The organism is Caproiciproducens galactitolivorans, assembly GCF_004768785.1.
In the GTDB taxonomy this organism is placed as follows: Bacteria; Bacillota; Clostridia; order Oscillospirales; family Acutalibacteraceae; genus Caproiciproducens; species Caproiciproducens galactitolivorans.
Genome location: NZ_SRMQ01000002.1, coordinates 184,993 through 197,297, shown reverse-complemented (window position 1 = coordinate 197,297; position 12,305 = coordinate 184,993). Strand labels below are relative to the sequence as shown.

The following is a 12,305-nucleotide window of genomic DNA, read 5'->3' as shown; positions in this document are numbered from 1 at the left end:
CTTACTGCTCAATATCCGAATAGGTGCAACAGGAATTTTTCCCGTTGTGCTTTACCGCATACATAGCAGCGTCGGCCTTTTGAAACAGTTCGTGGTAATCCCTTCCATCCTTCGGATAAATCGAAACGCCGATGCTCCCGGAAATCTGGAATTTCGCATTCCGTTCCGAACGGATACTGCGGAATACCCTCTGCAAAAGCTCTGCTTTCCGTTTGATATCCATGGTCGATATGTTTTTAAGGAATACAACGAATTCATCGCCGCCAATCCGGCCGATAATATCGTCCCCGCGGAACTGGCTTTTCAGTTTGGCGGACACCTCTTCAATCACTTCGTCGCCAAGCAGATGCCCCAGATGGTCGTTTATATCCTTAAAATTATCAATATCAATCAGGAACAGCGCATGCTGGTCTTCCCCACCGCTTCCACAAATTGCTTCGTCAATCAGCCGGGACGTGGTCACATGGTTGTACAGCCCGCTGAGCAAATCACGCTCCGCCCTTTCCTTCAGGCGTAGATTTTCCCTTTTCTGGCTGTCAATATCGATAAAGAACACAATCATTCTGGAAAGCTCGCCCTTTTCGTCGCGAATGATTGTACTTCGAACCCGGTACCACCGGTAATTCCCGTGCACATCCATAAACCGGTAATCGGGGTTTTTCTGCTTCTCCCCATGCATAAAGCGGTACATATCGTCTACCAGCCTTTGCCTGTCCTCCTCGAAAACGATATTGGAATGGCACAGGCTGTCCAGCAAGCCATCCGTGCTAAATCCGGTACCGAACCTGTCCCGAAAAGGGTGGGAATAATAAATCTCCTGCGTCTTAAAATTGTAGTCCATAATCGGATCCGCCGCCTGCTCCATAATAATGCGGTAGCGTTCCTCGCTCGCGGCAAGCTCCCGTTTCGCTTTACGGATAATTTCGAATTGCTCGCGCTCTTTATTGAGCAGCCTTCTTTTGACCGTTATATCTTGTATAACGCCGCACAACAATTCCGAACCATCTTCTTCAACTAAAAGGCGCAAACTGCAGTTTACCCAGATGTGATGCCCATTCTTTTTAATAAGTTTCAGCTCGACTAGCGCATTGCCATCCCTTGAAAGGTTCCGCACAAAATCTTGACGGTCGTAGTGCTGATCCGCGCTTAACACGCGGTTCGGTTCCTGTCCGTTTAACGCCGTTATTTCACCTTCTCGATATCCAAGCATTTCATAAAAGGGGCTGCTTGCATAAACGATTGTAAGTGCATCGTCATTCTTACAACATAGAATTCCCGCGCCCAGAGAATTAATAATTTTTCTTAGGTCGAATTCTCCTGCTGATTTTTTCGGCATTGGCACCCCCTCTTTCGTCTACAAATAGTTATGACACATCCGCCTTAGTGTCTAATATTGTATCAAAAATGCACCATAAAATCAATCATGTAAATCTATTTTTCGTACAACTTTGAACAATATTCACTTTTCGAGAAAAATCGATATTTTCTATTTTCCCTTGACAGCCCATGCAATCTGTATTATGATACATAGCAAGAATTACAAAGGAGCTTCACAATGCGTTCTGCGACAAGCACAAAACGATTTATAGCTTACGGTTATCCCCGCTATTTTATGGCGTGGGATTTTTGTGCATGCCTAAAAACGGACTGTGAGCTTTTGTGCGAAGGTATATAGCCTTACCCCGACAGGCTTATATTTTAGCGGAGCTGACAGCAGCTCCGCTCTTTTTTTATCATTTTCCACTATATAATTGCAAGGAGGAATAAAATATGATTATTGTATTAAAGCCAGGATGCACGCCGGAGCAGGTAAAAGATTTTACAAATACGCTTACCAATGAGTATAGCATAAAGGTCAATACCTGGGTAGGTACGCAAAGTACGGTTCTTGGGCTGATCGGCGATACATCGGCAATCGATATCGACTATATTTCGGCACAGGATTTTGTAGAAAGCGTTAAGCGGGTACAGGAGCCCTACAAAAAATCCAACCGCAAATTCCACCCGGACGACACCGTCATCACCCTGCCCGACGGGCAAAAGATCGGCGGGGGCGGGCTGGCGCTGATTGCCGGCCCCTGTTCCGTTGAAAGCAAGGAGCAGATCTGTGACATTGCCCGGCGGGTCAAGGCTGCGGGCGCGCAGTTCCTGCGCGGCGGCGCGTTCAAGCCAAGAACCTCCCCCTATGCCTTCCAGGGGCTGAAGGCCGAAGGGCTGGAACTTTTAAAAGAAGCCAAAAAGGAAACCGGCCTTCCGATCGTTACGGAAATCATGAGCGCCAACCATATCGACATGTTTTTGGAAAACGGCGTGGATATTATTCAGGTCGGCGCGCGGAATATGCAGAATTTTGATCTGCTGAAGGAACTGGGGAAAGTCAAAACGCCCATTCTCTTAAAGCGGGGGCTGTCCAGCACGATTGAAGAGCTTTTAATGAGTGCGGAATACATTTTGGCCGGGGGCAACGAACAGGTCATCCTCTGCGAACGCGGCATCCGTACCTATGAAACCTACACAAGGAACACGCTGGATATTTCCGCCATCCCGATCCTGAAAAAGCTTTCCCATCTTCCTGTTGTGGTCGACCCAAGCCACGCGGGCGGAATTGCATGGCTGGTGGAGCCACTCGCGCTTGCGGCGGTTGCAGCCGGAGCGGACGGTCTGATTATCGAGGTGCACAACAATCCGGCAAAGGCACTTTCCGACGGCGCGCAGTCGCTGACCCCGGACCAGTTCGACAAGGCAGCGGAACATCTCCGCGCCGCGGCAAAAGCCTTTGGAAGAAATGTAGAATAGCCTGTAAATATTTGCTATAATATAGAAAATATCTGCGACGAAAGGTATCCCATCATGAACCGAAAAATTGTAATTGTCGGGCTGGGCCTGATCGGGGGTTCCCTTGCAAAGGCTTTTCAAAAGTACACACAATGCCAAATTGCCGGAATTGACCGCAATCCGGACGTCTTAAAAGCTGCACTGGAATGCGGCGCAATTGACAAAATTGCCAGCGAAGCGGATATCCAGGAAGCGGATGTCCTCTACCTTTGCCTGTATCCCCAGGCGGACATCGATTTCGCCGCCGCGCACGCCCATCTGATTCCACCGCACTGCGTCGTAACCGACACCTGCGGAATCAAAGCGGAAATCTGTGCGCATCTGCCCCGCATCGCGCGGGAACATGGCTTTGCCTTCGTAGGCGGACACCCGATGGCAGGCAAGGAACAAAGCGGATTCACGTCAAGCGACGCGGATCTGTTTCTGGACGCCAGCTACATTCTCGTTCCCTGCGACGCGCCGCAGCAGGCGGTCGGCCTGCTGAAAGAAATCGCCAAGGCGCTCCGCTTCGGCGGAACCGTAGAAGCCACCCCCGAAAAGCACGACCGGATGATCGCGTTTACCAGCCAGCTTCCCCATGTGCTCGCCTGCGCTTATGTGATGAGCCCCAGCTGCCCGGAGCACAACGGCTTTTCCGCGGGGAGCTATCGCGACGTTTCGCGTGTGGCGAATATTAACGAAGCGTTATGGGCGGAGCTGTTCATCGACAACCGGGAAGCACTTATGGAAGAATTGGATATTTTGATTGCCAATATAACCATGCTGAAAGATGCTGTTTCGAAAAAGGATGCCGAAGCGCTTCGCGCCCTTCTGTGCAAAAGCAGACAGATAAAGGAGATGCTTGGAGAATGAAGGAACTGACCGTTAATACTTCCAAAAGCTACAAAATCCAAATCGAACGCGGTTGCCTCGGCAAAACCGGAAAGCTTGCGGAACGGCTTTTCAAGCCGGGCGCAAAAGCTGTTCTGGTAAGCGACAGCAATGTACTTCCGCTTTATGGCGAACGCGTGAAGCAGTCGCTGGAAGCCGCCGGCTTCTCCGTGCACACGTTTGCTTTTCCGGCAGGGGAAGAAAGCAAACAGCTTTCCTGCATCGCGCAAATCTACTCGGAGTGCGCCAAACACAGGCTGACCCGCAGTGATTTCCTCGTCGCGCTGGGCGGCGGCGTAACCGGCGACATGACGGGCTTTGCCGCCGCGACCTATCTGCGCGGCATCCCCTTTATCCAGATACCAACCTCCCTTCTGGCGCAGATTGACTCATCGGTCGGCGGCAAAACGGCGGTCGACCTCCCGCAGGGAAAAAATCTGGTCGGAGCGTTTCATCAGCCCTGTCTGGTTTTAATTGACCCAGACACGCTTGAAACCCTTCCGCAGCGTTTCCTTTCCGACGGAATGGCGGAAGCGATTAAGTACGGCTGCATAAAAAGCCGCGAACTGTTCGATATGATCTATAAAGAGGATATCCGTCAAAACATGGAAGAACTGATTTACCGCTGTGTGGATATCAAACGCGAAATCGTGCAGCGGGACGAATTCGACACCGGCGAACGTATGCTTTTGAACTTCGGCCACACCTTCGGCCACGCGCTGGAAAAGCTGTATGGATTTTCCAAGCTGTCCCACGGGGAAGCGGTCGGAATCGGCATGGTCATGATGGCAAAATGCGGCGAAAGCATGGGCATCACAAAGCCCGGAACGACGAATGAAATCATCGCGGCGTTACGGAAATTCCAGCTTCCCACAAGCGATCCCATGCCGATTGACCAGATTCTTTCCGCAACGGCGTTTGACAAGAAAAACAGCGGCGGCATGATCGGGCTGATTCTATTGAAACAAATCGGCGAGGGGTTTGTGGACCAGATTTACCGCGACCGCCTGGCGGAACTGACAGAGGTGCTGCAATGAGCGACGTGAGAATTGAGCCTTCGGTTTTAAGCGGGAGCATCCTCGTGCCGCCCTCTAAAAGCGCGGCGCACCGGGCGGTTATCTGTTCGGCGCTGGCAGGCGGCGGCAATCTCTTTGAGGACGGGGTAGAATATCTGAGCAACGATATCCGGGCCACCATCCGCGCAATGAAAACCCTTCTCAGCGGAACTGACGGAACCCCCGTGCAAGTTTACTGCGGGGAATCCGGTTCCACCCTGCGCTTTCTGATTCCGGTCGCGGCGGCGCTCGGAATTCCGGCTATGTTTACGGGCGAAGGCCGTCTTCCGCAGCGTCCGATCGGCGTCTATCTTGACTGCCTGCCCCAGCATGGCGTAAAATGTGAAACGGCAGGGGGGCTGCCGCTGGCAATTCACGGAAAGCTCACCCCGGGGAAATTCATCCTGCCGGGCAACGTGAGTTCCCAGTTTATTACGGGCTTGCTGCTCGCGCTCCCGGTTTTGGACGGCGGCAGCGAAATCAGACTTTCCACGCCGTTGGAAAGCGCCGGCTACGTTGATATGACGATTGATATTTTAAAGGATTTCGGAATAAAAATCGAAGCCGAGGAAAACGGGTGGATAGTTCCGGGGAACCAGTCCTACAGCGTACCCCCTTATAAACCTTATAAAGTAGAACGGGACTGGTCCCAGGCAGCCTTTTTCCTGGCGGCGGGAACGCTCGGCGGAAAAATCCGGCTGGAAGGGCTGAATCCGGATTCCCGGCAGGGCGACCGCGCGGCAGAAATGCTTTTCCGCTCTTTCGGCGCGGATATTGCATGGGAGGGAAAGCAACTAACCGTTACGCCCAAGAAACGAAACGGCATAGAAATCGACGCAGCCCAGATTCCCGACCTTGTCCCGGTTCTGGCGGCGACCGCCGCGCTGTGCCGGGGGCAAACAAGAATCTATAACGCGCAGCGCCTGCGAATCAAGGAAAGCGACCGTCTGGCGGCCATGGCCGACGGGCTGACCCGCCTTGGCGGGAAGGTGAAGGAAACAGAGGACGGCCTTCTGATTGACGGCGTGAAGACGCTTCACGGCGGCGAGGTCAACGGCTGCAACGACCACCGCATTGTCATGGCTTTTGCAATCGCCGCTTTGAAAGCGGACGGGTGCGTGACGATCCACGACGCGCAAAGCGTCCGCAAAAGCTACCCGGACTTTTTCGAGGACTATAACCGGCTGGGAGGGAAAGCGTATGTCGTCCGCATGGGGTGAAAAAATAAAGGTATCCATTTTCGGCGAAAGCCACGGCGCCGCTATCGGTGCGGTGCTCGACGGGCTGCCGGCGGGCGAAGAGCTTGATTTTGAAGCCGTCGCCCTGCAAATGAGCCGCCGCGCGCCGGGAAAGGATCCGGCAGCAACGCCGCGCAGGGAAAGCGACCTGCCTAAAATTGTAAGCGGCGTTTTAAACGGCAGAACCACCGGCGCGCCGCTGTGTGCACTAATTGAAAACACGAATACAAAATCCGGCGATTATGAGAATTTACAGCGCGTCCCGCGCCCGGGGCACGCGGATTACCCTGCGTTCCTACGTTACGGCGGTTTTAACGACATGCGCGGCGGCGGGCATTTCTCCGGCCGTCTGACAGCTCCGCTTGTTTTCGCGGGCGCCGTATGCCGCCAGATTCTACAGCGCCGGGGCATCGCAATCGGCTCACACGTCCTTTTTGTGGCGGATTGCAGGGATACCCCCTTTTCCCCGACGGACATCCCTGAGGATTTGCTCCAACGGCTTGCTTCCGTCCCGTTCCCCGTCATTGACCGGGAGGCGGAACAAAAAATGCGGAACACAATTGAAAAAGCCCGGATGGCACAGGACAGCGTGGGCGGCGTGGTCGAATGCGCGCTGACCGGCGTTCCCGCGGGGATCGGCGGCCCGCTGTTCGGTGGAATTGAACCGGTCTTTTCATCCATCCTGTTCGGCATTCCCGCTGTTAAGGGCGTGGAGTTCGGCGCGGGCTTCGGCGCGGCGGAGCTGTACGGTAGCCAAAACAACGACGCATACTACTTCGACGGCGGCACGGTAAAAGCCCGGACCAACAACGCGGGCGGAATCCTTGGCGGAATTACAACCGGTATGCCGATTGTGTTCCGCGCGGCGTTCAAGCCTACGCCGTCCATTGCACGGGAGCAGGACAGCGTCGATCTGAAAACGAAAGAAAACGCAAAACTCCGTGTTCACGGAAGGCATGATCCCTGCATCGTTTCGCGGGCCGCGCCCGTTGTGGAGGCCGCGGCGGCGATTGCGCTCATAAACCTGATGACTTTATAAATCGAGGTAATAAGGATGACACTAGAAGAAATTCGCAAAGAAATCGATCAAATAGACGAAGCCCTTCTGCCTCTTTTTTTGAAACGGATGGAATGCGCCAAAGCGGTGGCGGTCATCAAAAAGGAAACCGGCCAGCCGGTACTGAACGCAGAACGGGAACAGGCTATTCTGAACCGCATTGGGAGCAGGGCGGGCGAGTTTGGCGGCGAAGCCCGTATGCTGTATGCGAATATGATGGACATGAGCCGCTCGCTGCAACACAGCCTGCTCGGCAGCGGGCAGGAGCTGCGCGCCGCCATCCGGGACGCGGGCGTAAAGCCGGAAAAAGCTGAGAAAATCGCCTGCCTTGGTGAAATCGGCTCCTATTCCCACGAAGCACTTCTGCAGCTTTACCCGCATACGTTCCCTCTGTTTTACCAGGATTTCGGCGGCATTTTCGCCGCTGTGGAAAGCGGCGAAGCGGATTTGGGGCTGCTGCCGGTCGAAAATTCCTCTGCCGGCTCCGTCGGCGAGGTCTACGACCTGATTTTGCAGTACCGGTACAGCATTATCGCCGCAACGACCCTGCTTGTGCGGCATTGCATGGCATCCGCTAAGAAAGTGGACCCCCGCAGCATCCGTACGGTATATTCCCACCCGCAGGCACTTTCCCAGTGCTCCGTATATATTGAAAAGAACGATCTGCATGCCTTGCCGTGTTCCAGCACAGCCGCGGCGGCACAGATGATCGCCCAGCGGCAGGAGGCCGGAATTGCCGCGATTTGTTCCGAGCATGCGGCGAAGCAGTATAAGCTCCATATCGTTCAAAACGATATTCAGAATACTTCCAACAACCGCACGCGGTTCATCGTGATCAGCCGCCGCCTGTACATTCCCGACGGCGCGCAGAAAATCAGCCTTTGCTTTTCCCTTCCGCACAAGACCGGTTCGCTTTACAGCGTATTGGCACGTTTTGCGGCGGCGGGGCTGAATCTGACAAAAATCGAAAGCCGCCCGATTGCGGAAAGGAATTTCGAGTACGATTTTTACCTTGATTTCACCGGAAATGTACATGAAGAGCGCACGTTGAACCTTCTCTGCGCGCTGAATGACGAGCTTCCGCGCTTCTCTTTCTTAGGGAACTATACGGAAAACGAATAAATAAAAGGACCGGGCTATTTTCAAGCCGGGTCCTTTTCTGTTTGCCCGCCAGACACCGCCAGCCGGACCTTTTTCTGTTTTACGCGCGATTCCCGCTTGCAGTAAGGCGGATACCGCTTGTGCTTTTCGTGGTGGGCCATACACTCGGGACATTTTCCATGGCGTTCGCAGTATATTTTTACGCAATTACAGGTTCCCCTTCCATTTTCCAAAACCATAATGATTTTCTCCGCTTTCTCCCTCCGGATTCGAACTATCAGAAGAGGGAATAGGTCGTAATTCCTTTTTATGAATCGTATCCCAAAACGGCGTATATAGGGTCATATCAGTTCTTTAGTTTTGCCGCGAGGGCGATCCAGCCCTTCTCCGTTTTGCGGCGGATAACCTCAAATTTCGACGAAAGGGCGGCAAGAACATCTTTCTCGCGGGTATCGATAATCCCGCTCATCAAGTACACCGAATCCGGATACAGGAACTGCTCGATATCCTTTGTTAAAAGGAGGATGACATCCGCAACAATATTGGCGACGACGATATGGTACTGCCCGCTGACCTGTTCGGTCAAATCGCCGCACACGCCGGTAAAACGTTCATGAACATGGTTAATTTCCGCATTCTGCACAGCGGTCTTTACGGCAATCGGGTCAATATCCACCCCGACGGCGCTTTTTGCCCCAAGAAGCAGCGCGGCGACCGAAAGGATTCCGCTGCCGCAGCCGACATCCAGCACGTCACAGCCCGGTTTTACCGTTTCCTCCAGCAGTTCCATACACAGGCGGGTCGTTTCGTGGGTCCCGGTGCCAAACGCGAGCCCCGGTTCCAGGTGCAGCACCGTGCGATCCCCTGCCTCGTATTCCTCCTCCCAAGTCGGGCGGATCAAAAGCTTTTCGCCAACCTTAATGGGCTTGAAATATTTCTTCCAGTTGTTAATCCAATCCTCCTCCGCACAGGCGGATGTATCGATTGTATGCCGAATGCCTTCGGCGTTGTAGCGTTCGCTTAAGAACGCAATGGCTTCCGCCGGATTTTCCTCCGGGCTGATGTACACATGCACCAGCGCCTTGGAGCGGTCCTTTTTCAAAAGCTCCTCGTCAATCAGGTCAATGTGGGCGATCTCCCGCACTTCTTCGTCCAGGTGGGAGTAATCCTCAATATAAATGCCATAGGGAACGACCATCTGGGCAATGTCCCCCGCTGTATCGATATTTTCCGCATCCACGGTAATCCGAATTTCCGTCCAATCCATATGTTTCCTCCAAAAATCACTCTTAATGCAATTTCGTCCTAACCCTCTGCGGGCAGTGGGAACAACTTACTTTCCGATTTTAAAATTGCTGTATTTAATTATACACTGTATCAAATAAAAGTTATAGACTTATTTTGCCCTTCGCGCGAATACATTTGATTAACAAAGAAAATAAAGGTGTTAATCAAATGAGAAAGCGTGTATTTTACATAAACGCCGCTATTCTGACCTCCAGCTCCGTACTGCTCCGCCTGAGCAATATCTGGTTCCGGATGTTTATCTGCTCGAAAATCGGTGCGGCGGGCATGGGGCTGTACCAGCTTGTCCTGTCCGTTTTCTTTCTCGGCATCACCCTGTGTACCTCGGGAATCGGGCTGGCTGTTACCCGCTTGGTTTCCGAAGGGCGCGGAACAAAGAGTTCCGTGCGGCAATGCACACTCTGTGCGCTGGCACTGAGTTTACTGGGAGCGTCGGCGCTGTTCTTCGGCGCGGATTTTATCGCGCACTGGTTCATCGGGAACGCATCGGCGGCCATGCCGCTGAAGCTTTTGGCGCCTGGCCTGCCCTTTATCGCCATCTGCTCCTGCCTGAAAGGCTATTTCCTTGCGATACGGAATACGCTGGTTCCCGTATGTAGTGATTTTCTGGAACAGTTTGTGACAATCGGCGCCTCCCTGCTGCTGCTTTTTTCCATGAGCAACGCGCTGGACGCGCTGATGCTCGGTTCCACTATTGGCGAAGTGTTCGACTGCACCTTTATGATCGTGCTTTATCATCTGTTTGCTAACCGGAACAAGCTTTCCAAAGCAAAAAGCAGCGGTGTGTTCCAGAGCATCCTCCATATCGCCGGGCCGATCCTATTCGGTTCCTTTTTCCGAAATCTATTAAGCAGCACCGAAAACATGCTGATCCCGAAGGGGCTGAAAAAATACGGTGCCGGCGACAGCGGCGCGCTAGCGCAGTACGGCGTGATACAGGGGATGGTTATGCCTATTCTTTACTTTCCCTACTCCTTTTTAACGTCCCTATCCATGCTGCTCATTCCGGAAATGGCGGAAGCCAACGCCGAAGGAAAGCAGAAGGCCATCCAAAGGGTCGTGGAAAAGGCGTTCCGCTGTACGCTCATGTTTTCGTTTTTCATTTGCTCGCTGTTCATCTTTTTTGCGGACGATCTTGGCATGCTGTTTTACAAGAGCCGCGAGGTCGGGAATATCCTGCGGATTATGGCCCCGATTGTACCGCTGATGTACCTCGACAGCGTTGTGGACGGCTTGCTAAAGGGTCTTGACCAGCAGATGTATTCTTTGAAATACAATTTCAGCGATTCCATCATGCGCGTTATCCTGATTGCCGTATTTGTGCCTATGTTCGGGCTGCGCGCCTATATCACGGTGCTTTTCCTGAGCGAAATCTACAATGCCTCGCTCAGCATCAACCGCCTGCTGAATGTGACCACATTGGAAGTAGATATTTGGGAATGGATTGTTACCCCTGCGGTCGGCGCGGCTCTTTTGTACTATATTCTCCTTCTTATCCAAAAAGTATCCTTTATTTCCATTTGACAAACCTCCACAGAAAAGATACACTATTAACGATTCAACATAGTCTATTCAGGACGGAGATAGGAAATGGAGAATTTCTGGATCTTGTTTTTATCGTTTACCGTATACAGCTTTTTGGGCTGGCTGACTGAAAGCATCTTTTGTTCCATCCCTGTCGGAAAATTTATCAACCGGGGCTTCCTCAACGGCCCATTCTGCCCAATATACGGTGTGGGCGGTATTGCAGTAATCTATATTCTGACTCCGGTAAAAGATAATATCCTATTGCTTTACATAGCAGGGGTATTCCTTACATCCACGCTGGAATACCTGACCGGGTTCGCGCTGGAGGGGATTTTCCACACGAAGTACTGGGATTATTCCGAGCACCGGTATAATATCCAGGGAAGGGTCTGCCTGCAAAATTCGCTTCTGTTCGGCGTAATGTGCGTGGTTGGAATGCTTTACGTGCACCCCCTGCTTATGCGGATGCTGCAGAAAATCCCTTCAGACATCCTTCCCTGCATTGCTTGCTTGTTTATCCTGTATTTCTTCTGTGATACTACGCTGACTGTGTTCACAATTCTGCGGTTCAACGGAAAGCTCGATGAAATCCAGCAGGCCATTGACGAATTCCGGGAAAAAGCCTCCGACCTTAAAACGGAGAAATTCGAGAACATTCAGACGGCAATCGGTTCGCTGATTGACGAGGACCGGAAAGCTTTCTATTTGAAAACCCTGAACGAGCTTTACGAAAAAATGGATAAATTGGAAACGGAAATCAAATTTTTTCAGCGCCGCTTCATTCAGGCTTTCCCAACTATGAAATCGCTTCGGAACAACGAATCCCTTCAGCGTGTAAAAGAGGCGATTCAAAATAAAACCCGAATTATAAAGCGAAAATAGACAAAAGCATGCGCCCTACGGTTATCCGGAGGGCGCATGCCTTTAAAGGAAGACTTAATCCAAAACGGCAGTCACTTCAACCTCTACCAGAGCGCTTTTGGGAAGCTGTTTTACAGCAACGCAGGAACGCGCAGGTTTTCCGGTGAAGTATTTCTCATAAACCCCGTTAAATGCAGCGAAGTCGGACATATCCGCAAGAAAGCAGGTTGTCTTTACGGCATTTGTGAAATCCGCACCGGCTTCTTTCAAAACCGCACCGATATTCTTCATGACCTGCTCGGTCTGTACGGTGATATCCCCCTGTGCAATCTCGCCCGTGGCAGGAATAATCGGAATCTGTCCGCTCAGAAAGAGCATTTTCCCGGCGACAATCGCCTGGGAGTAGGGTCCGATTGCGGCTGGAGCATCCTTTGTGGAAATGACTTTCATTTTGTT

Annotated in this window: 12 protein-coding genes; 8 read left to right on the top strand and 4 right to left on the bottom strand. The window is 52.2% G+C overall.

Annotation, left to right across the window (positions count from 1 at the left end):
• Position 1 precedes the first annotated feature (1 nt).
• Positions 2 to 1,336, bottom strand: a complete 1,335-nt coding sequence (locus CAGA_RS03475) for a sensor domain-containing diguanylate cyclase (RefSeq protein ID WP_135657761.1) — start codon at positions 1,334 to 1,336, stop codon at positions 2 to 4.
• A gap of 434 nt (positions 1,337 to 1,770) precedes the next feature.
• On the opposite strand from CAGA_RS03475, the gene aroF reads away from it, so the two are divergent.
• The 6 genes from aroF to pheA are packed head-to-tail and all read left to right on the top strand — an operon-like array spanning position 1,771 to position 8,177.
• On the top strand, positions 1,771 to 2,796 hold the full coding sequence (aroF, locus tag CAGA_RS03470) for a 3-deoxy-7-phosphoheptulonate synthase (protein WP_135657759.1): 1,026 nt from the start codon (positions 1,771 to 1,773) through the stop codon (positions 2,794 to 2,796).
• A gap of 54 nt (positions 2,797 to 2,850) precedes the next feature.
• Positions 2,851 to 3,687 carry a prephenate dehydrogenase gene (locus tag CAGA_RS03465; RefSeq protein ID WP_135657757.1) on the top strand — a complete coding sequence of 279 codons (837 nt, stop codon included), beginning with the start codon at positions 2,851 to 2,853 and terminating at the stop codon, positions 3,685 to 3,687.
• Positions 3,684 to 4,742, top strand: a complete 1,059-nt coding sequence (gene aroB, locus CAGA_RS03460) for a 3-dehydroquinate synthase (protein ID WP_135657755.1) — start codon at positions 3,684 to 3,686, stop codon at positions 4,740 to 4,742. The genes CAGA_RS03465 and aroB overlap by 4 nt, the downstream gene beginning before the upstream one ends.
• Positions 4,739 to 5,980 (top strand): 3-phosphoshikimate 1-carboxyvinyltransferase, encoded by a 1,242-nt coding sequence (aroA, locus tag CAGA_RS03455; RefSeq protein ID WP_135657753.1) that lies wholly within the window; start codon positions 4,739 to 4,741, stop codon positions 5,978 to 5,980. Before aroB ends, aroA begins: the two co-directional genes overlap by 4 nt.
• Positions 5,961 to 7,037 (top strand): chorismate synthase, encoded by a 1,077-nt coding sequence (gene aroC, locus CAGA_RS03450; RefSeq protein ID WP_135657751.1) that lies wholly within the window; start codon positions 5,961 to 5,963, stop codon positions 7,035 to 7,037. Before aroA ends, aroC begins: the two co-directional genes overlap by 20 nt.
• 15 nt (positions 7,038 to 7,052) lie before the next feature.
• Positions 7,053 to 8,177 carry a prephenate dehydratase gene (gene pheA / locus CAGA_RS03445; RefSeq protein WP_135657749.1) on the top strand — a complete coding sequence of 375 codons (1,125 nt, stop codon included), beginning with the start codon at positions 7,053 to 7,055 and terminating at the stop codon, positions 8,175 to 8,177.
• A 20-nt stretch (positions 8,178 to 8,197) separates the two neighbouring features.
• On the opposite strand, the gene CAGA_RS03440 is transcribed toward pheA, so the two are convergent.
• Both CAGA_RS03440 and prmA read right to left on the bottom strand, forming a co-directional pair.
• Positions 8,198 to 8,395: a hypothetical protein gene (locus CAGA_RS03440; RefSeq protein WP_135657747.1), complete on the bottom strand. Its 198-nt coding sequence runs from the start codon at positions 8,393 to 8,395 to the stop codon at positions 8,198 to 8,200.
• Between the two features lie 107 nt (positions 8,396 to 8,502).
• A complete protein-coding gene (prmA, locus tag CAGA_RS03435) occupies positions 8,503 to 9,423 on the bottom strand; it encodes a 50S ribosomal protein L11 methyltransferase (RefSeq protein ID WP_135657745.1) in 921 nt (306 codons plus the stop codon).
• Positions 9,424 to 9,611: 188 nt separating this feature from the next.
• On the opposite strand from prmA, the gene CAGA_RS03430 reads away from it, so the two are divergent.
• Positions 9,612 to 10,985 (top strand): oligosaccharide flippase family protein, encoded by a 1,374-nt coding sequence (locus CAGA_RS03430; RefSeq protein WP_135657743.1) that lies wholly within the window; start codon positions 9,612 to 9,614, stop codon positions 10,983 to 10,985.
• A 66-nt stretch (positions 10,986 to 11,051) separates the two neighbouring features.
• A complete protein-coding gene (locus CAGA_RS03425; protein WP_135657741.1) occupies positions 11,052 to 11,870 on the top strand; it encodes a putative ABC transporter permease in 819 nt (272 codons plus the stop codon).
• Between the two features lie 54 nt (positions 11,871 to 11,924).
• Here CAGA_RS03425 and CAGA_RS03420 read toward each other — a convergent pair whose 3' ends face one another.
• Positions 11,925 to 12,299, bottom strand: coding sequence for a RidA family protein (locus tag CAGA_RS03420; protein ID WP_135657739.1), 375 nt, complete (start codon positions 12,297 to 12,299; stop codon positions 11,925 to 11,927).
• Between the last annotated feature and the right edge of the window lie 6 nt (positions 12,300 to 12,305).